Source organism: Actinomadura luzonensis (assembly GCF_022664455.2).
GTDB classification, from domain to species: Bacteria; Actinomycetota; Actinomycetes; order Streptosporangiales; family Streptosporangiaceae; genus Nonomuraea; species Nonomuraea luzonensis.
The window spans coordinates 4800157-4825785 of sequence record NZ_JAKRKC020000001.1; the positions used below are offsets into that span (position 1 = coordinate 4800157).

Sequence of the window (25629 nt, forward strand, 5' to 3'; positions counted from 1 at the left end):
GACCTGCACTGGCACCTCCTGGGCACCGAGCCACCGGCTCACCTTCACCGCCGTAGCATTCCCGTCACCGCCCGCGCGTCCGCCCGATCCACCGCGGCCACGACCACGCCCCCCACCACCAGCGCCACCACGGCGGCGACCACCACGGCGAGCACCGCGGCCCACACGTTCGCCCACAGCCCCTGCGCCCCGAGCCACCCCGCCACGGCGCCCCCGGCGAGACACCCCAGCACCCCGCCCCCGGCCGCCGCGCCCAGGGCCCGTCCGAGGCCCGCCGCCGCCCCACGGCCCCGGGCCCGCACCACGGCGGCCAGCAGCAGCGCCCCGCCCGCGGTCATGCCGGCGCTCATCCCCAGCGCCATCCCGCCGATCTTCCAGCCTTGCGGGAACGTCACCGCGAAGACGACCTGGGCGACCATCGTCACGACCCACCCGGCCACGGTGCCGGAGGCCGCCTCCCGGCCGCGCCCGGCCGCGTACAGGACCCGGCTGAGGTGGGCGATGAGCCCGTAGCCCACGAGCCCCGGCGCGAACAGCGCGACCGCCCGCGCCAGCTCCACCGCGGGCACGTCGCTCTTCGTCCCGAGGAACACCACGGCCCCCGGGCCGGAGGCCGCCGCCAGCACCCCGGCGGCCAGCCCTGACACCAGCACCACCGCCCGCGTGGTGCGGGCCGCCAGCCCCGCGAACGCCTCCGGCTCGCCGGCCTGCGCCGACAGCCGCGGGAAGGCGCTGGTGGCGATGGGCACGGCCAGCACCGCGTACGGCACCAGGTAGATCGCCCACGCGTAGTTGTAGACCGCGATGGCCCCGGTGCCGACCGCGTTGTTGGCCAGCACCAGCACCACGATCATGGCCGCCTGCTGCGCCAGCAGCCCCGCGACGCCCGCCAGCGCGAGCCGCCGCACCTGCCCCGCCACCCCGTCGGGGAAGCGCAGCGCGGGCCGCCACCGCAGCCCCAGCCGCGCCACCGGCCCGAGCACCGTGAGCACCAGCGACAACACGCCGAGGCTGGTGCCCACGGACAGCGCCAGCTCGGCCGGCCCCAGCTCGGCGGCGGGGTCGCTGTCGCCGCCGCTCAGCGGCACGAACAGCAGGTAAGCCACGATGACCACGATGCTGGACACCAGCGGCGCGACCGCCGGGCCCGCGAAGCGGTGATGCGCCTGCAGCACCCCGTAGAGCACGACGGCGACGCCGTACAGCGGGATCTGCGGCGCGAACACGACGAGCATGCGCGTCGCGACGGCCGTGACCGCCCCGACGTCGGGGCAGCCGTCGAGCGCGGGCCCGAAGAACAGCCCGATGACCGGCCCGGCGAGCAGGGCGGTGAGCACCGCCAGCGGCACCAGGACCACCACGACCCAGGTCAGCAGCGCCGACCCGATCCGCCCGGCCCGCTCGCGCTCGCCCTCGTCGCCGCCGGCGGGCCCGGCGAGCACCGGCACGACCATGCCGGCCAGCGCCCCGCCGACGACCACCTCGAAGACGATGTTGGGGATCTGGTTGGCCGTCATGTACGCCGACGCCAGGCAGTTGGTGCCGACCGTCTGCGCGAAGGCGTACTGCTTGGCGAAGCCCGCCACGCGCGCGAGCACGGTGATGGCCCCGATGAGCACCGCCCCACCGGCCACCCCTCGCGCCGTCACGGCTCGCATCCGGCCTCCCCGGTCCCCGCGCGGGCCATCCGCGCGGACATCATCCTGGCAGGCCGCACCGACAATCGCGCGCCGGGGTCAGGCGGCCTCGACGGGCCGGCGGCCGAGCATGTCGATGCGGTTGAGCACCGGGTTGCCCGCGATGACCTTGGTGAAGCTGATCTTCTCGGAGGCGGCGGTGAGCGCCGCGACGGTGCCGAGCAGGACGTACCGGCCGGGCCTGCCGAGGCGGGTGACCGCGGCCAGGCCGAGCAGCGCGCCGAGGGCGTTGGCGCCGGCGTCGCCCAGCATGGCGCGCTCGCCGAGGTCGTCGGGCAGCAGCGCGGCGGCGGCACCGAGCGGCACGGCGGCCAGCGCCGCGGCGGCGGGCGAGCCGCGCAGGAGCGAGGCGGCCAGCAGCGGCCCGCCGGCCAGCAGGCCGACCTTGATGGCCCGGCCGGGACGCAGGTCGAAGAGGTTGGCGAGGTTCGCGGAGCCGGCGATGGCCGCGCCGTTGACCAGGGTGTCGAGCGGCCCGGCGCCGCCGGCGAGCGCCGCGGCGGCGACCCCGGTGGCGCCGATGCCGAGGATCTTCACCGCGCCGCTGGTGACCTCGCCGCGGGCCAGCGCCGTCAGGTGGCCCTTGAAGCCCTTGGAGGACGTCGTGCCGTACAGGTCGTCGTAGGCGCCGAGCGCGCCGCTGCCGGCGCCCGCGACGAGTGCGGCCAGGCGCAGCCGGCCGGGCAGCCCGGGCGTGAGCGCCGCCGCCGCGCCGGCCCCCGCCACGAACGCGGGGCCCTCCAGGAGGGTGAGCGGTTCGCCGCGGTGGTTCTTGCGCGTCCAGCGGCCGGTCAGGTCGTCGGGACGGCGGTTGCGGGTGAACGCGGCGTAGGCGGCGCGGGCGGCGACGGCGCCGATGGCGGCGCCGGCGAAGGCGGAGAGCAGTCCTCGGGCCATGTCAGCTCCCTGACTGGGCGGATGGGGTCGGGGTCGGTGTGGTCGACGCGGGCAGGGCGGTGGAGGCGCCCTTGCCGATGCCGTACTGACCGGCGCGGCCGGCCAGCTGCTCCCGCAGAGAGTAGACGATCACGACGCGTCCCACCGGCATATCGGCGGTATCCACGGTGGACACGCGCTTGGCGACCTCGCTGTCGTCGCGCACCGCGGCGATCGCGTCGCCGGGCAGCGCGGTGTTCGCGGCGGCCCCGGCGACGACCGTGCCCTTGCTGGCCGCGTCGAACCCGTCGGCGACCGCGACCAGCGCCGACGTCAGGGTCTCCGCGGTCTCCCCCTCGAACGGCTTCTCCGGCGCGATCATGACGGCGAGCGTGGCCGGTCCGTCCTTCTTGTCCTCGACGGTGAGCAGCCCGCCGGTCTCGAACGATTCGAGCACGGTGGCGTTGGCGGTGGCCGTGGCGGCGGCGGTGCTGGGCGGCCCGGCCTGGGCGGGGTCGTTGGTGACCAGGGCGCTGGCGAGCAGCGTGGTGGCCCGGTCGTAGCTGGTGGAGGTGGCCGGGAAGACCATGTTGGCCGGTTTGAGCTGGTTGACCAGCCCGTCGAGGACGCCCTTGCCCGCGGGGTCGAGGAACTTCTCGGTCAGCGTGAGCCGGCCGGCGATGTCGGCGCCGGACTGCTCGATCACCTGCTGGGCCGCCTCGCGCATGCTGGTGCTGGAGCCGGGCGCCTCGATGAGCAGCACGCGCTGCCCGGTCAGCTCGCCGGCCACCATCTGCGGGGTGCGGGCGGCGATGAAGGCGTCGTTGCCGGCCTCGCGGCCGCGCAGGGCGTCGAGGTCGGCGCGCAGGCCGTTGTTGGCGCTGGTCAGCTCGTCGCTGGTGCGCTTGGCCAGGTCGAGCGCGGGGTCCTGGAGCAGCGTGGTGCCGAGGACGATGCCCACCGCCAGCGCCAGGAAGATCGCGACGATGGAGACGAGGTGATAGCGGAAATCGATCACGAGAAGAGTCCGACCAGCCAGAAGATGAATGCGTTCCAGACGTCTTGCAGGCCGTTCAGCCAGGTCTTGCCGAGCGGCGAGAAGGCCAGCGCGACCCCCATGGTGATCAGCGCGGTGAGCACGAGGAGCAGGAGCTGCGGGGTGGAGATGCGGCTGCGGTAGAGCCTGCTGACGCCCTTGGCGTCGATGAGCTTGCTGCCGATGATGAGCCGGGTGAGGAAGGTGCTGGCCATGCCGGAGCGCCCCTTGTCGAGGAACTCCTCCAGGGTGCCGTGGGTGCCCACGGCGACGATCAGCTCGGCGCCCTTGTCGTCGGCCAGGAGCATCGCGATGTCCTCGCTGGTGCCGGTGGCGGGGAAGATCACCGCTTCGCGGCCGAGCTGGTGGACGCGCTCCAGGCCGGGCGCCCGGCCGTCGCGGTAGGCGTGCACGACGAGCTCGGCGCCGCAGGTCAGCGCCTTGGTGGAGACCGAGTCGAAGTCGCCCACGATCACGTCGGGCAGGTAGCCGGCCTCCAGCAGCGCGTCGGCGCCGCCGTCGACGCCGACCAGGATGGGCCGGTATTCGCGGATGTAGGGCCGGAGGGTGGCGATGTCCTCTTTGTAGTGGTATCCGCGCACGACGATGAGGGCGTGCCGGCCCTCCATGTTCGTCCGGATCTCGGGCACGCCGACGCCGTCGATGAGGAGCTTGCCCTCACCCCGGACGTACTCCATGGTGTTGACCGCGAACGCCTCGATCTGCACGGCCAGCCCGGCGCGCGCCTCGGCCATGGCGGCCTCGACCGCCTCCAGGGTCTGCGCCTCGCCCTTGCCGACGACGTCCTCGTCGAGGTAGACGACGCCGTCGCAGAGCCGGACGACGTCGCCGTCCTTGACGCGTTCGAACAGCTCCGGATTGGCGTTGTCGACGAACGGCACGCCGGCTTCGAGCAGGATCTGCGGCCCCAGGTTGGGGTAGCGGCCGCTGATGCCGGCCGCGACGTTGACCACGGCCGCGGCACCGCATGCGACGAGCGCCTCCGCGCTCACCCGGTCCACGTCGACATGGTCGATGATCGCTATTTCTCCGGGCCCGAGGCGCTTGGTGAGCCTCTTGGTGCGCCGGTCGATCCTCGCCACTGCCGTGATGCCGGGAAGGTCACCGACCTTCCTGCCGCGGAGGCCCGGCAACTTGCTCCCCGGAACCTTCATCAAGACCATCCTGCCAGAGCGAAACAGCGCAGAGGCCACGCATTACGCGGCGTGTCCGCTATGTCACCCGGAATCACCTGTCGGCGGCCGCGAGCCCCAGCAGCTCCTCGGCGTGCGCCCGGCCGAGCTCGGAGTCCTCCAGACCGGCGAGCATGCGCGACAGCTCGCGCACCCGGCCTTCGTGGTCGAGGGTGGTGACGCCGCTGCGCACCACGCTGCCGTCGCTCGCCTTCTCGACCACCAGATGCTGGTCGGCGAAGGCCGCGACCTGCGGCAGGTGTGTGACGACAATCACCTGGGCGGTGCGTGCCAGCCGGGCCAGCCGGCGCCCGATCTCGACCGCCGCCTTGCCGCCGACGCCGGCGTCCACCTCGTCGAAGACGAACGTCGGCACCGGGTCGGCGCCCGCGAAGACCACCTCGATGGCGAGCATGACGCGGCTCAGCTCGCCGCCGGAGGCGCCCTTGGTGAGCGGCAGCGGCGGCGCGGCCGGGTGCGCGGCCATGCGCAGCTCGACCTCGTCCACGCCCTCGGGGCCGAACTCGGCGCTCTGCGTGAGCTGCACCACGACCCGGGCGTGCGGCATGGCGAGCGCGGTCAGCTCCTCGGTGACGGCCGCGCCGAACCGCTCGGCGGCGGCCTCACGCACCCGGGTGAGCTCGGCGGCGAGGTCGGTCAGCTTGGCGGTCAGCTCGTCGTGCTCGCGGGTCAGCTCGTCGATGCGCTCGTCGTCGCCCTCCAGCTCGGCCAGGCGGGCGGCGGCGCGCTGCGCCCAGGCCAGGACGCCCGCGCTGTCGGCGCTCTGCTCGCCGTACTTCCGAATGACCCCCGAAAGCACCGAGCGGCGCTCCTGCACGACCGCGAGCCGGCTCGGGTCGGCCTCGATCGACTCGGCGTAGGAGGCGAGGTCGGTGGCCACGTCGGAGATCAGGTAGCCGGCCTCGGCCAGCCGGTCGGCGACGCCGGCGAGCTGGGCGTCGAAGTCGCGGACCGCCTCGACGGCCGCGCGGGCCTCGCCGAGCAGGGAGATCACGTCGTGGGGGCTGCCCGCGGCCTCCATGGGGTCGCCGAGCAGCGCGGTGTGGGCGGTGGTGGCGGCGCTGCGCAGGGCGTCGGCGTGCGAGAGCCGCTCCTCCTCCTCGCGCAGCTCGGCGTCCTCGCCGGGCTTGGGGTCGACCTTCTCGACCTCTTCCAGGCCGAAGCGCAGCATGTCGGCCTCCTGGGCCCGCTCGCGGGCCCTGGTGGTCAGCTCCTCCAGCAGCGCGCCGACCTGCTTGTGCCGTTTGTACGCCTGCGTGTACGCCCGCAGCGGCTTGACCAGCTCCTCACCGGCGTAGCGGTCGAGCGCGGCGCGCTGCCTGGCGGGCTGGAGCAGCCGCTGCTGGTCCATCTGCCCGTGCACGGCCACCAGGTCGTCGGCCAGGTAGGTCAGGGTGCCGACGGGCACCGTGCGCCCGCCCAGCCAGGCCCTGGAGCGGCCCTCGGCCGAGACCGTGCGCGAGATGATGAGCTCGCCGTCCTCGACGTCGCCGCCGATGTCCTCCACCTGCTGGGCCACGCGCCCGCCCGCCTCGATGACGAGCGTGCCCTCCACGCTCGCCCGGTCGGCCCCCGGCCGGATCCGCGAGGGGTCGGCCCGGCCGCCGAACAGCAGCCCGAGCCCGGTCACGACCATCGTCTTGCCCGCGCCCGTCTCGCCGGTCACCACGTTGAAGCCCGGGCTGAGCTCTAGGACGGCCTCGTCGATGACGCCGAGCCCCTGGATGCGGACCTCCTCGACCCTTGGTCGCACTGCCCACTCCCGTCACTGCTGTGCCTGCCGATCACACGGCCCGTTCCCCGAACACGTGTGCCCACGCGATCCTACGCGGTCCTGGTTCCATTCACTCAGGGTCGCACCCTTCCGCGCCAGCCCTGGACGGGAAGCTCGAACTTGGCGACCAACCTGTCGGTGAACGGCGCGCCGGTCTCCTCGACGCCGTGCAGCCGCGCAAGCCGGACGGGCTCGGTGCCCCTGCGCACCTCCACCCGCGTGCCGGACGGCAGCTCGAAGCGGCGCCGCCCGTCGCACCACAGCACCCCGCCGGGAGCCTCCGGCAGGATCTCCACGGCCAGCGTGGAGCGCGGCGAGACCACCAGCGGCCTGGCGAACAGGGCGTGCGCGCTGATGGGCACCATGAGCAGCGCCTCGACCTCGGGCCACACGACCGGCCCGCCCGCGGAGAAAGCATAGGCGGTCGAGCCGGTCGGCGTGGCGCAGATCACGCCGTCGCAGCCCCACCGCGACAGCGGCCGGCCGTCGATCTCGGCGACGACCTCCAGCATGCGCTCCTGCTTCTCGACGGTGGCCTCGTTGAGCGCCCACGTGTCGGCCAGGACCTTGCCGTTCTGCCTGGCGAGAACATCGATGGTCATCCGCTCCTCGACGTCGTAACGCCCGGCCACGACGCTGTCGACGGCCGCGGCCAGGTCGTCCACCTCGGCCTCGGCCAGGAACCCGACATGCCCGAGGTTGACCCCCAGCAGCGGCGTGCCGGCCGGCCGGGCCAGCTCGGCGGCGCGCAGCAGCGACCCGTCGCCGCCGAGCACCATCATGACCTCGGCGTCCTTGGCGGCGCCCGGGTCGTCGCCGGGCACGGCCTCGACGCCGGCGCAGCCGATCTCGGCGCACTCCGACTCCAGCACGCGTACGCCGATGCCCGCGTCCACCAGGCGGTTGATGACCAGGCGGGCGCTCTCGACGGCGGCGTAGCGCCCGGTGTGTACGGCGACCAGCACGGTCCGGTTCATTGCGGCCCTTCTGCGACGGCGCGCTCGATCTCGGCTCCGAGGTCGGCGACCGGCGGCTCGCCCTCCCCCTTGCCCAGCCAGAGCAGGTACTCCACGTTGCCCGACGGGCCGGGCAGCGGGCTCGCGGTCACGCCGCGCACGCTCAGCCCCAGCTCCCGGGCCTTGGCGGCGGCGTCGCGCACGGACTGCGCCCGCAGCCCTGGATCGCGCACCACGCCGCCCGCCCCCACGAGGTCCTTGCCGACCTCGAACTGCGGTTTGACCAGCATCACGAAGTCGGCCCGCGGCGCGGCGACGGCGGCCAGCGCGGGCAGCACCAGCCGCAGCGAGATGAACGACAGGTCGCCCACGACCAGTGTGGGCGCCTCCCCCACCTGCTCGGGGGTCAGGTCGCGGACATTGACCCGCTCCATCACCGTCACCCGCTCGTCGGTGCGCAGCGACCAGGCGAGCTGGCCGTAACCGACGTCGACGGCCAGCACGTGCGCCGCGCCGCGGCGCAGCAGCACGTCGGTGAAGCCGCCCGTGGAGGCGCCCGCGTCGAGGCACCTCCGCCCTTCGACCTTCAGGGCCGGGAACGCCTCCAGCGCGCCGAGCAGCTTGTGCGCTCCGCGCGAAACGTAGTCGGGGCCGTCGGGGGAGGTGGCGACGACGATGGCGGAGGCGGTGTCGACCTGGGTGGCGGGCTTGCGGGCGGTCTGGCCGCCGACGGTGACCCGGCCGGCGTCGATGAGCTGGGCGGCCTGCTCGCGCGACCTCGCCAGGCCGCGGCGCACCAGCTCGCTGTCGAGACGGATCCGCCGGCTCACCGGTCTCCCCGCGCCACCGGCCCCTGCCCCTGATCCTGTCCCGGCCCCTGCCCCGGCCTCGCCTCACGGACGGCGTGCATCGCGCGCGCCACCTCGTGCAGGCCCTGAGCCCCACCCTGCTGAACACCTCGCTGGACGCCCTGCTGGACGCCCTGCTGGACGCCCTGCTGGACGCCCTGCGCCGGCTCGTCCACGGCGCCCAGGGCGGCCTCCAGCGCCGAGAACGCCTCTTCGAAGACCTGCGGGTGCGCTCCCACGGGCAGCTCGCCCAGCCGGCCCAGGCCGGCCACGATGGCGTCGACCCGGCCGTCGCCGGTCTCCTGCGGCAGCTCGCTCATGACTCGACCGTAACGCCTCCCGGGAGCGCCCGGGACCTTGGCAGGCGTGTCACACGTTGAAGGTCGTACGGGGGTGCTACTCATGTGGAACGCTACGGTCCGCGTAGGGCCGCCTGAAAGGGAAAGGATGCTCACCATGGCAAGCGTCGAGGAGTGCCGGACGGCACTGGCCAAGCTCGTCGCCCAGTTCGACGAGATCGACGAGCAGGACCGGGCCAAGCACGTGGTCGAACGCACGGTCAGCTGCCGGGTCTCCGACCTCGACGTGACCTTCTACGGACGGCTGCACCACGGGGGGCTCGATCCGTTCACCGAGGAGCCGCCGGCGGACGGCAAGGCCGCAGACGTCAAGCTCACCATCGTGAGCGACGACCTCGTGGCGCTGGTGGACGGGGAACTGGACCTGGCGCGGGCGCTGCTGGGGGGCCGGGTGAAGATCGACGCCAGCTTCGGCGACCTGCTCCGGCTGCGCCGCCTGATCTGACCTCCGACCGGCCCACGCACGGGAGAGACCGAGCCGCTACCCCAGGCGGCTCCCCACCCCGCCATCGATCACCACGCCCGAGAACGGCCCCAACACCCACAAACCCAACCACTGAGACCGCCCGCCCGCTCCCCAACCCCCTATCACCCTCACGTTCAGGCCACGAACCTGCTCGACACCAAGCCCTGCGCAGACGTCGGCCACCACAAGCCGACAGCACCGACCGCCCAAGCACCCCACCAGCCGCGCGCCGAACCTCACAAGACGAACCAGCTAGTCGGCTATGCGCTCCAGGACCGGTTTGACCGCATCCTCCTCGATCCGCCCATCCCCAGCCGCCGCCCACGCCGCATCACACGCCGCCCGCAGCCCGTCGATCCTGCTCCCCTCCCCCTCCAGGTGCAGCACCCCATCACGCCATCGCGCCCGCCACCCACCGCAGGCACCGTCCCGAACTTCGGGATAGTCCGCATGCAACGCCGCCAGGTCCTCGGCCACGAACGTCGGCCGATGCCGCGGCTCCGCCGTCAGCACGTCGGCCGCCGTCGCCACCCCGGTCAGCACCAGCAGGGACTCCACCCCGGCGTTGGACGCCCCCTCGATGTCGGTGTCCAGCCGATCCCCCACCACGAGCGGCCGCCGCGCCCCGGTACGGATCATCGACTCCCGGTGCAACGGCGGATCCGGCTTGCCCGCGTACACCGGCTCCACCCCGGTCGCCGCCGTGATCACCCGCACCATCGCCCCGTTCCCGGGCAGTTCGCCGCGCCCGGTGGGCATGGTGCTGTCCCCGTTTGAGGCCACGAACCAGGCCCCCTGCCGCACCGCCAGCACCCCCTCGGACAGCAGCCCGTACGACAGCCCGGGCGCGATCCCCTGCACCACCGCGACCGGCGCCTCGAAGGCCGTCGAGACCGGCCGCAGGCCCCGATCCCGGAGCGCCATCCGCAGCCCCGACCCGCCCACCACGAGCACGGGGGACCCCGGCGCCACCCGCTCCGCGATCAACCGAGCCGCCGCCTGGGCGGACGTGACGACGTCCTCAGCCGTGGCCGGAGCGCCGAGCTCCCGCAGGTGCGCGGCGATGGCCGCCGGCGTCCGTGAGGCGTTGTTGGTGACGTACGCCAGCCGCACCCCCCGCCTCCGCGCCTCCTCCAGCGCGGCCGGCGCTCCCGGGACCGCCTGACGGCCCAGGTAGACCACGCCATCCAGGTCGAGCAGCAGGGTGTCGTACCCGTCGATCAGCACAGCCAGCGCCTCTTCCCGTTCGATTTCACGCCGCGTGCGACTCTAGCGCCGCCCCCAAGTCCGTCCACGAGCGAGCGGACGCGTGCACACCCATCCACCCGACGCCCGCCCAAATCCTCAAATCCACCCGAAGGAACCCAGGGCCTGCCCGGCACCATCACTTGAACCCGACCCCAACGCCACCGGAACTCACAACGCCCTGTAGCTCCAAGGCCGTATTCCCGAGGCCCCTGTACCCCCGAGGCCCCCTGTACTCCCGGCCCGTACTCCCGAGACCCTGTGACCCGGCCCCAACACGCCCCCGCCACCCCGCCTCACTTCAGCAAAGCGACCGCAAGCACCCAAACCCACTACATCTCCCGGCGCGCCCGCAACGTCGCCCGCACACTCTTCAACGCCGACACATAGTGACGCTCGTCCGGCCGCATGGCGACCGCGATGGCGAGCGGTTCCTGCGCCCCTTCGATGTCACCCGTACGCCACAACGCCAGTCCCAGCCCGAAATACGCGTAGTCCTCAGCGGGATTGGCCTCGACGATCTGCCGGAAACTGGCCGCCGCCTCCGCGTACTGCCGCGAGTTGAACTGTGCCCGAGCCAGCGCCTCCCGGATGCTGCGCGAATCCGGCTCGAACTCGGCGGCGCGCTCCAGCAGCGCCGCCGCGGCCGCCGGGCTGCCGTCTTTCAGCAGCTTGACCCCACGCTGGTACCAATCGTAAACACTGCCCCGGGGAGCCCCCGAGGTCTCATCATGAGCGTTTCCTTCTCCGACCATCGGTGAGACTCCCTTCATCGCTGGACGACGAACCCCACCTGCCCCGCTGTGCGAAGGGCACGGCTGCGAACCGAGGGGCGATTTCCGGAAGGCGTAACCGTCTATGGGAGCATGCCCGGTATGGGGACTCCTGAACTGCCAGTACCCGATGGTCTGGTGCTACGGCCCTTCCGAGGCGTACGTTTCGCCGTCGAAGATCCCGCCAAGGTGACCTCCCCGCCCTACGACCTGATCTCCGACACGGACGTCGACGCCCTCCTCCGACTCCACCCGAACAACGTCGTCCGCCTGATCCTTCCCCGCGCCCCTCACCCCGATTCCCCCCATTCCGGCCCGCCCCCCGCAATCTCCACCCCGCCCCCCGCAACCTCCACCCCGCCCCCCGTAACCTCCGGCCCGTCCGCCGAGACCTCCAGTCCGTCCGCCGAGACCTCCCGCCTGTCCGTCGGCACCCATCGCCCATCTGCCGCAGCCTCCCGTCCGCCTGCCGAGACCTCATCGGAAACCCGCTACGCCGACGCCAGAGACACCCTGCGCGCGTGGCTGGAATCAGGCGTCCTGGTGCCGGACGAGCTCCCAGCCCTGTACGTGTACGAGCAGCGCGGCCCGCACACCTTGCAGCGCGGCCTGATCGGCGACGTCGCCCTGGCGGACCCGGGCCAGCACATCATCCTGCCGCACGAGGACGTCATGCCCGGCCCCATCGCCGACCGTCTGGCCCTCATGAGCACCACCCAGGCCAACCTGGAACCGATCTTCCTCCTCTACGACGGCGCCGGCGGCATCACGACCCGCCTGGTGGACGAGGTCGCCACCCACCGCCGCCCGCTGGTGTCGGCCCACACCGAGGACGGCCTCACCCACCGTCTCTGGGCGATCACCGACGACGCCGAGATCGCCGCCATCAACGCCGACCTCCACCACCGCCAGGCCCTCATCGCCGACGGCCACCACCGCTACGCCACCTACCGCGTCCTCCAACGCCAAGAACGTCTCACCAACCCCTCCCCCAACCCTCGCGCACCCCTCACGGTCTCCCCACCACCGCCCCCAGCGCCAACACGGCCGTCACCGGCAGCGCGGCTGTCGCCGCCGGCACAGGCGTCCAAGCCCATACCACGTCTCGAACCAGCACAAATGCCGGGGCCCGCAGAGACGCGGGAACCAGCACAAACGCCCGAGCCAGCAGAGACGCCCGCGCCCGCACCTCAACCCGCACCAGCACAAACGCCCGAGCTCACACAGCACCCCGAGCCAACACAGGCGTCCGAGCCCACACAGCAGCCCGCACCAGCACAGACGCCCGAGCCCACACAGCACCCCGAGCCAGCACAGGCGTCCAACCTCTCGAAAAAGGGCGGATCAGTACAGACGTCGAGCCCTTCCGAGTGGCCGCAGACGGCACAGCAGGCCGGGTCTGCGGAAGCGTCCGAGGCGCCGGCACCTCACGCCGACCGCCCTCGGCACACCGCTCTGGTGGCACCCTGGGACTTCGGCCTGGCACTGCTGGTGGACTCCGCTGCGTATCCGCCGGATCTCAAGGCGATCCACCGCGTCATCCCGGATCTTCCCCTTACGGAGGCGGCGGCCCAGGCTCGGCAGTACTGGCAGGTCCAGGACTTCGGCAGCCTCGCGGAGGGCTTGGCCGCGTTCGAGAACACCCCGGACCCGGCCTTCCTCCTCGCCGATGAGACGAGCGCCTACCTGCTCACCGATCCAGACCCCGTGCAGCTGGCCCGCGCCATGCCCGCGGATCATTCCGACCGATGGAACTCTCTCAACACCTCCATCCTCAGCGAGTTCATCCTGCCCAAGGTGTGGGGCATGCGCGACGACGAGCAAGCTGTGCGGATCGTGCATCACGATGTACAGGCCGCCGTCGAACTCGCCACCGCCACCGGCGGCACCGCCGTGATCCTGAAGCCGCTGGCGACCGAGGACGTCCTGGCCGTCGCCGCGGGAGGCGAACGTGTGCCCCGCAAATCCACCTCCTTCGGCCCCAAACCCCGAACCGGCCTGGTCCTTCGTACCTTCGCCATCAACTGACCCAGAGGCTCCCCCGGCGAGGAGGGGGCCCGCCGTCCGGTGAGGCGCCGTCCGGTGAGGCGCCGTCCGGTGAGGCGCCGTCCGGTGAGGCGCCGTCCGGTGAGGCGCCGTCCGGTGAGCCGGCGTCCGGTGAGCCGGCGTCCGCGGCTTCCGCCGCCTCGGGGAACGCCGGTTCCCCGAGGCGCGGCGGGGTCATCAGCTTGCCTTGGCCAGTTGCAGCATGCGTCTCGGCACCAGGGGTGTGACCGTTGCCGCCGTCTCCGCGGCGGCGGCACCGTCCTCAGCCGGGGGATCACCTCTCACCACGGTCACGTCGACCGGTTTCGCGCCGGTCACCTCGACCTCGTACTTCCAGATCTTGCCGCCCGGCGGGCCGAAGACGCGGCAGCGGAATGAGCCCGTCACCTCCAGGTAGTCGCGTGGCTTGAGGCTGCGGATCACGTCCGCCGTCTCGGGGCTGAAGGTGACGCAGGGGATGCTGTCTGTCGTGGTCACGCCACGCCGCTGCCGCCGGCGACGCCGGACGATGATGCGCCACTTCGTGACGATGTCGCCGCTCGGCAGGGTCTGGTCTTCAGGCGCAGCCGAGAGCCGCCCCACCAGCAAGACCTCGTTCCGGTCCATTCCTCGTCCTCCTGTCGGTGCTCTGCCGGAGATCACTCTCTACGATGAGGAGGAGCCCGGACCGGCCGAGCGCCGTTCTGGGGATGACGGATGGACGCGCGGGAGTGCCTGTGGACAACATCACCGCTCTAGGCGGCGACGTCTATGAGATCGACACCAAGATGGCCGGGTATTCGGGCATCACCGCCGGGTACCTGATTCTCGGCGACCGGCCGTGCCTGGTGGAGACCGGCACCTCGACCTCCGCCCCGGTGGTGCGTGACGCGCTCGCGTCCCTCGGCGTCGGGCCGGAGGACCTGGCCACCGTCGTGGTGACCCACATCCACCTCGACCACGCCGGCGGAGTGGGAGACATCGCGAGGTTCTTCCCGTCCGCGCAGATCGTGGTGCACGAGAAGGGGGCACGGCATCTGGCCGATCCGTCCCGGCTCATGGCCAGCGCCCGGATGGTGTGGGGCGACCGGCTCGACACCCTGTTCGGCGAATTGTCCCCCACCGAGGCCGACCGCATCGTCGCCCTGGGCGACACGGGCGCTATCGACCTGGGCAACGGCCGTACACTGAGCAGCCACTACTCCCCCGGCCACGCTAAGCACCACGTGGGGCTCGTCGACTCCGGCACCGGCGACCTGTACGTCGGTGACGCCGCGGGCGTCTACCTGCCGCAGACCGGCGACCTCCGTCCGGCCACGCCTCCGCCGGACTTCGACCTGCAGACCGCCCTCGACTCGATCGCCCTGTTCAAGGCCCTCGGTCCGCAACGGCTGCTGTTCAGCCACTACGGCCCGGTCGGGGCGGTTCAGGACACTCTCGACCGCTCCGCCGAGGAGCTCCGCGTGTGGGTCGACCTGACGCGGCAGGCCCATTCCGAGGGCATGGATCTGGATCACGCGGTCGCCATGGTCAGGGATCGCACGAAGGAGCGCTACACCGCGCTCAAGGCCGATGATGCAACGGCGGAGCAGTTCGAGCTGTTGAGCGGGGCTCCGTCGAATGTGGCGGGCATCCTGCACTGGCTCGACCGCGTCTCCCCGTAGGTCTGTCGGCGGGAAATGCGCACTCCGCCGTACCGCTATCAACAACGCGGTACGGCGGAGCACAAGAACGGCCAGCTCAGCCTTCAGGCGGAGGGCCTGTCAGTCATCCGCCTTCGGCCGCTTCTGGGCGGGCTCGTCGTCCCCGTCCAGGACGTCCCCGAAGTTGGGCTCGATGAAGGCAGGAGTGATCCCCGGAGGCTCCGTCGGCGCGGCACCAGCACCAGCACTGCTGTTGGCAGAGGTGTCCGGCTTCGCGTCGGGAGCAGCCTCATCGGCACCCGGGTCGTTCAGGACGTCCGCTGCGTGCGCCGCCTCCGGCTCGTCCAGAACGTCCGCCGCGGTCACCGTCTCCGGCTCGTCCGTGGCGTCGGGCTCCTCCGCCTGCTCCGGCTCGTCCGGCGAACCGGCGTCCGCCGAGTCCTCGTCCTCCTGCGCGACCTCGGCGACGTCCTCGTCGGGCTCGTCGGGCTCGTCCCCGAGGAGATCGCCCGCCTCGGCGAGAGCGGCGTCGTCGTCCGGCTCATCGTCGGCCACGACCGCCGTCTCCACGCTCTCCGCCGTCACACCGGCGTCGTCGAAGTCGTCCTCGTAGTCGGCGTCCTCCTCGACGTCCTCGATGACGGCCCCGGTCAGCTCGGCGTAGCGCTCGGCCGCGTCCGTCTCGCCGTCCTCGTCGAACGCCATGGCCCGCGCGAACCACTCGGTCGCCGCCTCCGTCTGCCCGGCGTCGGCCAGAGCGTCGGCGTACGCGAACGACAGCCGCGCCGACCACGGCTTCGGCTGCGGGTCACGCAGCTCGGGAAGGCGCTGCAGAGTGATCACGGCGGCGTCGTGCTGGCCCAGGTCGCGGCGGGCGCCGGACTCGACGATGGTCAGCTCGATGCGCCCGGCGCGGTCGAGACGCTCCGCTTCGGGCGAACGCACCAGGTCGATGGCCCGCTCGGGACGTCCGAGCCCGCGCTCGCAGTCTGCCATGACCGGCAGGTACGCCTCGGACCCCGTCAGCCGGCGCGCCGCACGCAGATCGCTGAGCGCCTCGGAGAAGTGCCCCGCGCGGTACGCGACGATGCCGGCCGCCTCCCGCACCACGCCGATCCGGGCCGCGAACCGCCGCGCCACCTTCGTGTGCTCGTGCGCCCGCTCGGGCTCGTCGTCCCCCAGCGCCCGCTCGGCCGCGACCAGGTGCCGGCCGACCAGGTCGGCGAGGTCGTTGGGCAGGGAACGCAGCTCTTCGAGGACTTCCTTGTCCAGCTCGTCGGCGAGGATGTCCGGTGCGATCTCGGGCAGCTGCTCGCGCTGCGCGGATTCGGCCTCGCGGTCGGGCCTGCCGTACCTGGCCCGGGTGCCCGCGCCGCCCCGCTCATCACGGCCGCCGCGGTCGTCACGCGAGAACGGCCGAGGCCCCTGGCCGCCTTCACGGCGCGGACCACGGTCGTCGCGGAAACCGCCCTCACGCCGCGGCCCGTAACCCGACGAGCCTTCACGACGCGGACCCCGGTCGTCCCGGAACCCGCCGCCCTCACGGCGGGGCCCACGGTCGTCGCGGAACCCGCCGCCCTCACGACGCGGACCGCGATCCTCACGGAAACCGCCGCCCTCACGACGCGGGCCACGGTCGTCACGGAAACCGCCGCCCTCGCGACGAGGACCGCGGTCGCCGAAACCGCCCTCGCGGCGGAAGCCCCGCTCCTCCTGGGGACCGCCCTCGCGCCGGGGCCCGTAGTCACGGCGCGGACCGCGCTCGTCGCGGTAGCCGCCGCCTTCGCGGCGCGGGCCTCGGTCGTCGCGGTCGCGGAACGGCCGCCGCTCGTCGCCTTCACGGCGGGGCCCACGGTCTTCGCGGAACCCGCCGCCCTCACGGCGCGGACCCCGGTCGTCGCGGAACCCGCCGCCCTCGCGACGCGGACCCCGGTCATCACGGAAACCGCCACCCTCACGACGCGGACCACGATCGCCGAAACCGCCCTCACGCCGCGGCGCGTAACCCGAGGAGCCTTCACGGCGCGGACCCCGATCGTCACGGAATCCGCCGCCCTCACGACGCGGGCCACGGTCGCCGTAGCCGCCTTCGCGCCGGTCACCGTAGCCGCCGCGACCTGCGCCGCCCTCGCCGTAACCGCTTTCGCGGCGCGGGCCACGGTCGTCGCGGTCGCGGAACGGCCGCCGTTCGTCGCCTTCACGGCGGGGCCCACGGTCGTCACGGAACCCGCCACCCTCACGGCGCGGGCCACGGTCATCACGGAAACCCCCGCCCTCGCGCCGGGGCCCCCGGTCGCCGAAGCCGCCTTCGCGCCGGGAGCCGTAACCCGAGCCCTCACGGCGCGGGCCTCGATCGTCACGGTCCCGGTACGAGCGCCGCTCCTGGCCGCCGTCGCGACGCCAGCTCTGGTCGTCGCGGTCCCGGTACGTCGGCCGCTCGTCGCCTTCACGGCGCGGCCCGCGATCGGTGCCCTCACGATCCTCACGACGCGGCCCGCGATCGTCGCGGAACCCGCCGCCCTCGCGGCCTTCAGGACGCGGCCCGCGATTGTCCCGGAAGCCGCCGCCCTCGCGGCGCGGCCCACGGTCCCCGTAGCCGCCTTCGCGCCGGGAGCCGTAACCTGGCCCCTCACGGCGCGGGCCGCGCTCCTCGCGGTAGCCCTCGTCCCTGCGCGGCGCGCGGTCGTCGCGGCTGTAGGGGCGTCCCCGGTCGTCGGAACGGAACGGACGGTCGCCGCCGGAGTCTCGTCCGCGGGAGCCGTACCCGCCGCTTCTGCCACCTTCGCCGGGGCGTCTGTCCTCGAAGTCACCGCGCCCGCGCTGTCCGCCGTCCGATCCGTTATCTCTGTTCACTTCTGGTCCATTTCGTTGGGCTCACCCAGCGGACTCACAACAACGGTCCGCCGTGGCTGGTCGCCGCCCGCCCTCGGGCCTTACGCGACGAAGGCCACCCGTGGAGGTGGCCCGGTACCTCCAGCCTAGCAAGGCCGGGTACGTCCACGAGCCCGCCTCAAGTGCCTTAATGGCCGGCCGTTGACGCGTGCTCCACGGGATTCCGCGGCAGCTCACTGCGTTTCCGCGGAATCACCGAGGCCGGGCGCCGCATTGTTTCCCGAGGGTGGCGGAGGCCATGGCCTGGAACTGGGCATGGCGGAACGCCTCGAAGTCGTTTCCTTCATCGGTGACGGCATCGGTGACGGCTTCGGCGTCTCCGCCGGAGCCCGGGCTCGCCGGCATGAGTTGCTGGACACGTCAGGCAAGTGGGACGGTTGCGCACCTGGCCACAGCTGCGACGGGCTGCGCGACTTCGACGCGTGGCCCTGCATGACTGCAGCGCCGCGTAAACGCAGAAAGGCCCCGACGCTAGGCGTCGGGGCCTTTCCATAAAGATTGTCCGGCGGTGACCTACTCTCCCACACCCTCCCGAGTGCAGTACCATCGGCGCAGAGAAGCTTAACTTCCGGGTTCGGAATGTAACCGGGTGTTTCCTTCCCGCCATAACCGCCGTAACCCTGAGAAACAACCAAACACACACAGGCGTGTTTGCTGTCTCAGAATTGCGTAGTGGACGCGAGCAAGATGCTTTGTGGTCAAGTCCTCGGCCTATTAGTACCGGTCAGCTCCACACGTTACCGCGCTTCCACCTCCGGCCTATCAACCCGATCGTCTATCGGGAGCCTTACCCCCTCACGGGGTGGGAGACCTCATCTCAAGGCGAGCTTCCCGCTTAGATGCTTTCAGCGGTTATCCCTTCCGAACGTAGCCAACCAGCCGTGCACCTGGCGGTACAACTGGCACACCAGAGGTTCGTCCGTCCCGGTCCTCTCGTACTAGGGACAGCCCCTTTCAAGTCTCCTGCGCGCGCAGCGGATAGGGACCGAACTGTCTCGCGACGTTCTAAACCCAGCTCGCGTACCGCTTTAATGGGCGAACAGCCCAACCCTTGGGACCTACTCCAGCCCCAGGATGCGACGAGCCGACATCGAGGTGCCAAACCATCCCGTCGATATGGACTCTTGGGGAAGATCAGCCTGTTATCCCCGGGGTACCTTTTAGCCGTTGAGCGACACCGCTTCCACACGCCGATGCCGGATCACTAGTCCCAGCTTTCGCTCCTGCTCGACCCGTCAGTCTCACAGTCAAGCTCCCTTGTGCACTTACACTCAACACCTGATTGCCAACCAGGCTGAGGGAACCTTTGGGCGCCTCCGTTACCCTTTAGGAGGCAACCGCCCCAGTTAAACTACCCACCAGACACTGTCCCCGATCCGGATCACGGACCAGAGTTAGACGTTCAAAACGACCAGAGTGGTATTTCACCAATGACTCCACCCGAACTAGCGTCCGAGCTTCCCAGTCTCCCACCTATCCTACACAAGACGCTCCAAACGCCAATGTCAAGCTGTAGTGAAGGTCCCGGGGTCTTTCCGTCCTGCTGCGCGAAACGAGCATCTTTACTCGTAGTGCAATTTCGCCGGGTCTGCGGTTGAGACAGCGGGGAAGTCGTTACGCCATTCGTGCAGGTCGGAACTTACCCGACAAGGAATTTCGCTACCTTAGGATGGTTATAGTTACCACCGCCGTTTACCGGCGCTTAAGTTCTCACCTTCGCCCCACAAGTGGAGCTAAGCGGTCCCCTTAACGTTCCGGCACCGGGCAGGCGTCAGTCCGTATACATCGTCTTACGACTTCGCACGGACCTGTGTTTTTAGTAAACAGTCGCTTCCCCCTGGCCACTGCGACCCCCACCAGCTCCGAGTGCAAAACTCATCACCAGCAGAGGTCCCCCTTCTCCCGAAGTTACGGGGGCAATTTGCCGAGTTCCTTAACCACAGTTCACCCGATCGCCTTAGTATTCTCTACCTGACCACCTGAGTCGGTTTAGGGTACGGGCCGCCACAACACTCACTAGAGGCTTTTCTCGGCAGCATAGGATCATCCACTTCACCACAATCGGCTCGGCATCACATCTCAGGATACATACGAGGCGGATTTGCCTACCTCGCTCCCTACATGCTTACCCCAGGACAACCATCGCCTGGGCTGGACTACCTTCCTGCGTCACCCCATCGCTTACCTACTACCCGATCGGATCGAGCGTTCACCCTGACGGTCATCCCGAAGGACAACCCGGCTTAAGGACTCTTAGCATCACGAGGTTCGATATGGGCGCATTGAAGCGGGTACGGGAATATCAACCCGTTGTCCATCGACTACGCCTGTCGGCCTCGCCTTAGGTCCCGACTTACCCTGGGCGGATTAGCCTGCCCCAGGAACCCTTGGTCATCCGGCGCGAGGGTTTCTCACCCTCGATTCGCTACTCATGCCTGCATTCTCACTCGCACGGCCTCCACGACTAGATCACTCTGCCGCTTCACCGGCCGCACGACGCTCCCCTACCCACCAACAACAAGACGCTGTCAGTGCCACGACTTCGGCGGTGTGCTTGAGCCCCGCTACATTGTCGGCGCAGAATCACTTGACCAGTGAGCTATTACGCACTCTTTCAAGGGTGGCTGCTTCTAAGCCAACCTCCTGGTTGTCTCTGCGACTCCACATCCTTTCCCACTTAGCACACGCTTAGGGGCCTTAGTCGGTGATCTGGGCTGTTTCCCTCTCGACTACGAACCTTATCGCCCGCAGTCTCACTGCCACGCTCTCACTTACCGGCATTCGGAGTTTGGCTGACGTCAGTAACCTTGTCGGGCCCATCGGCCATCCAGTGCTCTACCTCCGGCAAGAAACACGCGACGCTGCACCTAAATGCATTTCGGGGAGAACCAGCTATCACGGAGTTTGATTGGCCTTTCACCCCTACACACAGGTCATCCCCCAGGTTTTCAACCCTGGTGGGTTCGGTCCTCCACCCAGTCTTACCTGAGCTTCAACCTGCCCATGCGTAGATCACCCCGCTTCGGGTCTACAGCATGCGACTCAAACGCCCTCTTCAGACTCGCTTTCGCTACGGCTCCCCCACACGGGTTAACCTCGCCACACACCATAACTCGCAGGCTCATTCTTCAAAAGGCACGCAGTCACATCACACACCAGCAAAGCCGGTGTAAGCTCCTACGGCTTGTAGGCACACGGTTTCAGGTACTATTTCACGACCCCTCACCGGGGCACTTTTCACCTTTCCCTCACGGTACTCGTGCACTATCGGTCATCAGGGAGTATTTAGGCTTACCAGGTGGTCCTGGCAGATTCACACAGGATTCCTCGAGCCCCGTGCTACTTGGGATCCCCTCCAGCAGTCGACAAGGTTTCGCCTACCCGGCTCTCACGGTCTACGGCGCCCCTTCCCAGAGGCTTCGACTACCCCACCGATTTATCACTGCCCGAGACGGCGGCAGCCATCCCAAGAGGGTCCCACGACCCCGGACATGCAACGCCTGCCGGCTATCACACACGCCCGGTTTAGCCTCATCCGCTTTCGCTCACCACTACTCACGGAATCACTGTTGTTTTCTCTTCCTACGGGTACTGAGATGTTTCACTTCCCCGCGTTACCACCAACCGCCCTATACATTCAGGCGGAGGCAACACCACATGACTGGTGCTAGGTTTCCCCATTCGGACATCCCCGGATCAACGTCTGGTTGGCGACTCCCCGAGGCTTAACGCAGCCTCCCACGTCCTTCATCGGCTCCTGATGCCAAGGCATCCACCGTGTGCCCTAAAAAACTTGGCCACAAAGATGCTCGCGTCCACTATGCAAATCTCAAACAACAAACAGCAACCACCTCCGAGCCGGGGACTCCCCGACTCTTCAGTGGCCCTGTGCACCGAAGAACACGACCAGCTCGCGCTGCCCGTTCCTTCAGGACCCAACAGTGTGTCCAGCCCGGCCACGCCCTCGCGTGCTGTGGTTCCCACTCCCCTCGCGGGGCGGTACTGACAGACCGACGACGCGGCCTGGCTGAGTAGCCAGTGCTCCACTAGTGAGCTGTCACCCCACCACACGTCCGGTGGTGATGGGTGAGAGTGCTCCTTAGAAAGGAGGTGATCCAGCCGCACCTTCCGGTACGGCTACCTTGTTACGACTTCGTCCCAATCGCCAGCCCCACCTTCGACCGCTCCCCCCCTTACGGGTTGGGCCACGGGCTTCGGGTGTTGCCGACTTTCGTGACGTGACGGGCGGTGTGTACAAGGCCCGGGAACGTATTCACCGCAGCGTTGCTGATCTGCGATTACTAGCGACTCCGACTTCATGGGGTCGAGTTGCAGACCCCAATCCGAACTGAGACCGGCTTTTAGGGATTCGCTCCACCTCACGGTATCGCAACCCTCTGTACCGGCCATTGTAGCATGTTTGCAGCCCAAGACATAAGGGGCATGATGACTTGACGTCATCCCCACCTTCCTCCGAGTTGACCCCGGCAGTCCCCCATGAGTCCCCACCACCGCGAACGGCGTGCTGGCAACATGGAGCAAGGGTTGCGCTCGTTGCGGGACTTAACCCAACATCTCACGACACGAGCTGACGACAGCCATGCACCACCTGTCACCCAGCCCAAAAGGGAAACCCCATCTCTGAGGCGGTCCGGGTGATGTCAAACCTTGGTAAGGTTCTTCGCGTTGCGTCGAATTAAGCAACATGCTCCGCCGCTTGTGCGGGCCCCCGTCAATTCCTTTGAGTTTTAGCCTTGCGGCCGTACTCCCCAGGCGGGGCGCTTAATGCGTTAGCTCCGGCACGGAACCCGTGGAAGGGTCCCACACCTAGCGCCCAACGTTTACAGCGTGGACTACCAGGGTATCTAATCCTGTTCGCTCCCCACGCTTTCGCTCCTCAGCGTCAGGTAAGGCCCAGCAAGCCGCCTTCGCCACCGGTGTTCCTCCTGATATCTGCGCATTTCACCGCTACACCAGGAATTCCACTTGCCCCTACCTACCTCTAGCCGGCCCGTATCCACCGCAGACCCGCAGTTAAGCTGCGGGCTTTCACGGCAGACGCGACCAGCCGCCTACGAGCTCTTTACGCCCAATAATTCCGGACAACGCTTGCGCCCTACGTATTACCGCGGCTGCTGGCACGTAGTTAGCCGGCGCTTCTTCTGCAGGTACACGTCAACTTCGTCCCTGCTGAAAGAGGTTTACAACCCGAAGGCCGTCATCCCCCACGCGGCGTCGCTGCGTCAGGCTTCCGCCCATTGCGCAATATTCCCCACTGCTGCCTCCCGTAGGAGTCTGGGCCGTGTCTCAGTCCCAGTGTGGCCGGTCGCCCTCTCAGGCCGGCTACCCGTCGTCGCCTTGGTAGGCCACTACCCCACCAACAAGCTGATAGGCCGCGAGCCCATCCCCGACCGAAAAACTTTCCACCACCATCCGATGCCGGAGGCGGTCGTATCCGGTATTAGACCCAGTTTCCCGGGCTTATCCCAGAGTCAGGGGCAGGTTGCTCACGTGTTACTCACCCGTTCGCCGCTCGAGTACCCCGAAGGGCCTTTCCGCTCGACTTGCATGTGTTAAGCACGCCGCCAGCGTTCGTCCTGAGCCAGGATCAAACTCTCCAAACAATGACTGTTCGGACAGTACTGTCCAAGCAAGAATCCGTCATGAATGACGGGGTGATACATGTGTGATGCACATGCACTGGCTTTTAACACACTGTTGAGTTCTCAAGAAACGGACGCATTCATCGTCAGCCAGACCCTGAGGCCTTGCGTCGGAGGCGCAATCTCGTCTCCGCAATCTTAGCAGTCGGGCCGATTCTGTGTCAAATCCGGAGACTTGACCACGACCTGCCTGAGCTGGCTAGGATTACGCACCCCGTTTCCGGGGCAACCCTCACAACTTACCGTGGCATCCGGGGCTTGTCGAATCAACCGATTTTCCGGCTGCTTCGGCGCGCCCTGGAGAGCCTCGGACGAGGAGCATGCCGAAGCAGCTCTGCCGAGTGGCTCGTTGTTCTCGAGGGGCTTGCCCGGGGCCCGTCCGCCAGAGCGGCGTCCGGCTCACTCCCGGGGCGAGGTGAAACATTAGGTCGCGATCGGCGACACGTCAAATCGGCAGGACCCGGCGGCTCTCACAGGTCCGTCGCCGCGCGGGCGATGGCCTGCTCGCAGCGGGTCAGGAGCTCGCGCAGCGTCGTCCGTTCCTCCTGGGTGAACTCGGCGGCGAGGGCGCGCTCGATCAGCACGGCCCGCGCGTCCGCCGCCACCAGGGCGTCGCGGCCGGCGTCCGTGAGGTGCGTCTCCAGGACGTTGCGGTGCCAGGGATGGGGGGAACGGTCGATGAGACCGCGCTCCTCCAGGTTCTTCAGCACCACGGTCATCGCCTGCGGGGTCACCAGGCAGGCGCGGGCCAGCGCAGCGCCGGAGATGCCCGGGTTGTCGGCGAGGGCGAACAGCGCGGCGTACTGCGGGACGGTCAGGCCGGCGGGTCGTACGGCGAGCTGCTTGGCGGTGATCAGGGACTGCTCGGCGCGCTTGATGTCCATGCCGAGCCGGTCCTCCGGCGGGAGGGTGCCGCCGGTCCGCCTGTCCTCGCGTGTCGCCATGCAGCGATCGTACAAGCTCGTGTCATTGCTCTAGGCTTGATTGTCATCAAAGGTTTGATACTGTGCCGTCGCCGACCGGGCGTGCGAGGAAGGAAGGAACAAGAAAATGAGCGAAGAGAGCAGGGCAGTGATTCCGGCGAGCCACCTCGATCTGCTGGAGCGGCCGTTGTTCGCGCACCTGGCGACCATCGGCGGCGACGGCGTGCCCAACGTGAACCCCGTGTGGACGGTGTGGGACGGGGAGTTCCTGCGGTTCACCACCACCACGGACCGGCGCAAGCACCGCAATGTCGTGGAGAATCCGCGGGTCGCGGTCTCGATCAACGATCCGGAGCGGCCGTATCGGTACCTGGAGATCCGGGGTGTGGTCGAGCGGGTCGAGCCGGATCCGGCGGGGGACTTCTTCGACGTGCTGGCGAGGCGGTACGGCCTGGAGTACGAGCCGCCGGTCGGTGACGCCGAGCGGCGGGTGGTCATCGTCGTCAGGCCGACACGGACGACAAGCCAGTGAGGGCGGACGCGTGACGGTGACGCGCGGTGCGCGCACGTGAGCGGGCGATCGGGGACGCCTATCGCTCCGCGACCGTCCTGGACGCGGAAGGCGGCGTCAGGCCGCGGGGGGCAGCACCGTGCGGAGGCGGGGGAGGGTGGTGAAGAGTTCGGCGGTCATGCCGGCCTCGCGCGCTCCCGCCACGTTCGCCTCGTTGTCGTCGATGAACAGCACCTCCGCCGGCGTCACGCCCAGCCGCTCCGCGCAGATCTCGTACGCCCGCCGCTCCGGCTTCGCCACCCCGATGCGGCACGAGTACGTCCGCGCCGCGAAGCGGCCGAGCCAGTCCGCGTGCCGCGACTCCCAGTACGGCACCAGCTCCTCGATGATGTTCGACAGCAGGCCCAGCCGGTGGCCCCGGTCGGCGAGCTCGTGCACCAGCGCGACCATGTCGTCGTCCACCCGGCACCAGCTGTCCAGGTCGGCCGCGATCAGGGCGGGCACGTCGGCGAAGCGGACGCCGAGCCGCCGCGCCACCTCCGCCCAGTACGCGGCGCCGTCCTGGCCGGCGTCGTAGGCGGGGCGGCAGGCCCAGTACGCCTCCCACAGCCGCTCCCCCGGCACCCCGGCCAGCTCGACGAGGCGCGCGCGGTCCTCCGGGCTCTGGGTGCGGGCGATGACGCCGTACAGGTCGAAAACGATCACGTTCGCCATGCTTCCGACCTTAT

General features: G+C 69.6%; 19 protein-coding genes and 3 rRNA genes. 5 read left to right on the forward strand and 17 right to left on the reverse strand.

Features of this window, described 5'->3' with window-relative positions; translation table 11 throughout:
* Window positions 1–44: 44 nt before the first annotated feature.
* The 8 genes from murJ to MF672_RS22905 all read right to left on the reverse strand — a co-directional run bounded on the left by murJ (window position 45) and on the right by MF672_RS22905 (window position 8721).
* Window positions 45–1658, reverse strand: a complete 1614-nt coding sequence (murJ, locus tag MF672_RS22870; RefSeq protein WP_242373707.1) for a murein biosynthesis integral membrane protein MurJ — start codon at window positions 1656–1658, stop codon at window positions 45–47.
* 78 nt (window positions 1659–1736) lie between these two features.
* Window positions 1737–2594: a hypothetical protein gene (locus tag MF672_RS22875; protein ID WP_242373708.1), complete on the reverse strand. Its 858-nt coding sequence runs from the start codon at window positions 2592–2594 to the stop codon at window positions 1737–1739.
* A gap of 1 nt (window position 2595) precedes the next feature.
* Complete coding sequence (locus MF672_RS22880; RefSeq protein WP_242373709.1) at window positions 2596–3591, reverse strand: copper transporter; 996 nt, start codon at window positions 3589–3591, stop codon at window positions 2596–2598.
* On the reverse strand, window positions 3588–4784 hold the full coding sequence (steA, locus tag MF672_RS22885) for a putative cytokinetic ring protein SteA (protein ID WP_242373710.1): 1197 nt from the start codon (window positions 4782–4784) through the stop codon (window positions 3588–3590). The genes MF672_RS22880 and steA overlap by 4 nt, the downstream gene beginning before the upstream one ends.
* Window positions 4785–4857: 73 nt before the next feature.
* The gene (recN, locus tag MF672_RS22890) at window positions 4858–6576 is read right to left on the reverse strand and encodes a DNA repair protein RecN (RefSeq protein WP_242373711.1); all 1719 of its coding nucleotides are present in this window, start codon (window positions 6574–6576) and stop codon (window positions 4858–4860) included.
* 95 nt (window positions 6577–6671) lie between these two features.
* Window positions 6672–7574: an NAD kinase gene (locus MF672_RS22895; RefSeq protein WP_242373712.1), complete on the reverse strand. Its 903-nt coding sequence runs from the start codon at window positions 7572–7574 to the stop codon at window positions 6672–6674.
* Window positions 7571–8383: a TlyA family RNA methyltransferase gene (locus MF672_RS22900; protein WP_242373713.1), complete on the reverse strand. Its 813-nt coding sequence runs from the start codon at window positions 8381–8383 to the stop codon at window positions 7571–7573. Before MF672_RS22900 ends, MF672_RS22895 begins: the two co-directional genes overlap by 4 nt.
* Complete coding sequence (locus MF672_RS22905) at window positions 8380–8721, reverse strand: hypothetical protein (RefSeq protein ID WP_242373714.1); 342 nt, start codon at window positions 8719–8721, stop codon at window positions 8380–8382. Before MF672_RS22905 ends, MF672_RS22900 begins: the two co-directional genes overlap by 4 nt.
* A 136-nt stretch (window positions 8722–8857) precedes the next feature.
* On the opposite strand from MF672_RS22905, the gene MF672_RS22910 reads away from it, so the two are divergent.
* Window positions 8858–9205 (forward strand): SCP2 sterol-binding domain-containing protein, encoded by a 348-nt coding sequence (locus MF672_RS22910; RefSeq protein ID WP_242373715.1) that lies wholly within the window; start codon window positions 8858–8860, stop codon window positions 9203–9205.
* Between the two features lie 273 nt (window positions 9206–9478).
* On the opposite strand, the gene MF672_RS22915 is transcribed toward MF672_RS22910, so the two are convergent.
* Together MF672_RS22915 and MF672_RS22920 are read right to left on the reverse strand one after the other, a co-directional pair.
* Window positions 9479–10453 carry an HAD-IIA family hydrolase gene (locus tag MF672_RS22915; protein ID WP_242373716.1) on the reverse strand — a complete coding sequence of 325 codons (975 nt, stop codon included), beginning with the start codon at window positions 10451–10453 and terminating at the stop codon, window positions 9479–9481.
* A gap of 350 nt (window positions 10454–10803) precedes the next feature.
* Window positions 10804–11226: a tetratricopeptide repeat protein gene (locus MF672_RS22920; RefSeq protein WP_242373717.1), complete on the reverse strand. Its 423-nt coding sequence runs from the start codon at window positions 11224–11226 to the stop codon at window positions 10804–10806.
* Window positions 11227–11346: 120 nt separating this feature from the next.
* Here MF672_RS22920 and MF672_RS51810 point away from each other — a divergent pair, with 120 nt between their 5' ends.
* Window positions 11347–13272: a DUF1015 family protein gene (locus tag MF672_RS51810; RefSeq protein WP_308210511.1), complete on the forward strand. Its 1926-nt coding sequence runs from the start codon at window positions 11347–11349 to the stop codon at window positions 13270–13272.
* Window positions 13273–13467: 195 nt separating this feature from the next.
* On the opposite strand, the gene MF672_RS22935 is transcribed toward MF672_RS51810, so the two are convergent.
* Window positions 13468–13896, reverse strand: coding sequence for a single-stranded DNA-binding protein (locus MF672_RS22935; RefSeq protein ID WP_242373718.1), 429 nt, complete (start codon window positions 13894–13896; stop codon window positions 13468–13470).
* A gap of 83 nt (window positions 13897–13979) precedes the next feature.
* On the opposite strand from MF672_RS22935, the gene MF672_RS22940 reads away from it, so the two are divergent.
* Window positions 13980–14933 (forward strand): MBL fold metallo-hydrolase, encoded by a 954-nt coding sequence (locus MF672_RS22940; protein ID WP_407654737.1) that lies wholly within the window; start codon window positions 13980–13982, stop codon window positions 14931–14933.
* 99 nt (window positions 14934–15032) lie between these two features.
* Here MF672_RS22940 and MF672_RS22945 read toward each other — a convergent pair whose 3' ends face one another.
* Window positions 15033–16052 (reverse strand): prolipoprotein diacylglyceryl transferase, encoded by a 1020-nt coding sequence (locus MF672_RS22945; RefSeq protein ID WP_242373720.1) that lies wholly within the window; start codon window positions 16050–16052, stop codon window positions 15033–15035.
* Window positions 16053–16064: 12 nt separating this feature from the next.
* Here MF672_RS22945 and MF672_RS22950 point away from each other — a divergent pair, with 12 nt between their 5' ends.
* A complete protein-coding gene (locus MF672_RS22950; protein ID WP_242373721.1) occupies window positions 16065–17894 on the forward strand; it encodes a hypothetical protein in 1830 nt (609 codons plus the stop codon).
* A gap of 410 nt (window positions 17895–18304) precedes the next feature.
* Here MF672_RS22950 and rrf read toward each other — a convergent pair.
* From rrf to MF672_RS22970, 4 genes are all read right to left on the reverse strand, one after another.
* Window positions 18305–18421 (reverse strand): 5S ribosomal RNA (rrf, locus tag MF672_RS22955).
* A gap of 77 nt (window positions 18422–18498) precedes the next feature.
* Window positions 18499–21603: ribosomal RNA gene (locus MF672_RS22960) — 23S ribosomal RNA — on the reverse strand.
* Window positions 21604–21907: 304 nt separating this feature from the next.
* Window positions 21908–23428 (reverse strand): 16S ribosomal RNA (locus MF672_RS22965).
* The 16S, 23S and 5S rRNA genes sit together here, the layout of an rRNA operon.
* A gap of 509 nt (window positions 23429–23937) precedes the next feature.
* A complete protein-coding gene (locus tag MF672_RS22970) occupies window positions 23938–24411 on the reverse strand; it encodes a MarR family winged helix-turn-helix transcriptional regulator (protein ID WP_242371504.1) in 474 nt (157 codons plus the stop codon).
* Window positions 24412–24517: 106 nt separating this feature from the next.
* Between MF672_RS22970 and MF672_RS22975 the strand changes: the two genes are divergently transcribed.
* The gene (locus MF672_RS22975; protein WP_242371502.1) at window positions 24518–24922 is read left to right on the forward strand and encodes a PPOX class F420-dependent oxidoreductase; all 405 of its coding nucleotides are present in this window, start codon (window positions 24518–24520) and stop codon (window positions 24920–24922) included.
* A gap of 96 nt (window positions 24923–25018) precedes the next feature.
* On the opposite strand, the gene MF672_RS22980 is transcribed toward MF672_RS22975, so the two are convergent.
* Window positions 25019–25615, reverse strand: coding sequence for an HAD family hydrolase (locus MF672_RS22980; protein ID WP_242371501.1), 597 nt, complete (start codon window positions 25613–25615; stop codon window positions 25019–25021).
* Window positions 25616–25629 lie beyond the last annotated feature (14 nt).

Coding starts and splice junctions, on each gene's coding strand:
- MF672_RS22935 (WP_242373718.1), bottom strand. CDS start 13,896: ATGGACCGGAACGAGGTCTTGCTGGTGGGGCGGCTCTCGGCTGCGCCT.
- MF672_RS22975 (WP_242371502.1), top strand. CDS start 24,518: ATGAGCGAAGAGAGCAGGGCAGTGATTCCGGCGAGCCACCTCGATCTG.
- steA (WP_242373710.1), bottom strand. CDS start 4,784: ATGAAGGTTCCGGGGAGCAAGTTGCCGGGCCTCCGCGGCAGGAAGGTC.
- MF672_RS51810 (WP_308210511.1), top strand. CDS start 11,347: ATGGGGACTCCTGAACTGCCAGTACCCGATGGTCTGGTGCTACGGCCC.
- MF672_RS22905 (WP_242373714.1), bottom strand. CDS start 8,721: ATGAGCGAGCTGCCGCAGGAGACCGGCGACGGCCGGGTCGACGCCATC.
- MF672_RS22940 (WP_407654737.1), top strand. CDS start 13,980: ATGACGGATGGACGCGCGGGAGTGCCTGTGGACAACATCACCGCTCTA.
- MF672_RS22875 (WP_242373708.1), bottom strand. CDS start 2,594: ATGGCCCGAGGACTGCTCTCCGCCTTCGCCGGCGCCGCCATCGGCGCC.
- murJ (WP_242373707.1), bottom strand. CDS start 1,658: ATGCGAGCCGTGACGGCGCGAGGGGTGGCCGGTGGGGCGGTGCTCATC.
- MF672_RS22910 (WP_242373715.1), top strand. CDS start 8,858: ATGGCAAGCGTCGAGGAGTGCCGGACGGCACTGGCCAAGCTCGTCGCC.
- MF672_RS22920 (WP_242373717.1), bottom strand. CDS start 11,226: ATGGTCGGAGAAGGAAACGCTCATGATGAGACCTCGGGGGCTCCCCGG.
- MF672_RS22980 (WP_242371501.1), bottom strand. CDS start 25,615: ATGGCGAACGTGATCGTTTTCGACCTGTACGGCGTCATCGCCCGCACC.
- MF672_RS22970 (WP_242371504.1), bottom strand. CDS start 24,411: ATGGCGACACGCGAGGACAGGCGGACCGGCGGCACCCTCCCGCCGGAG.
- MF672_RS22895 (WP_242373712.1), bottom strand. CDS start 7,574: ATGAACCGGACCGTGCTGGTCGCCGTACACACCGGGCGCTACGCCGCC.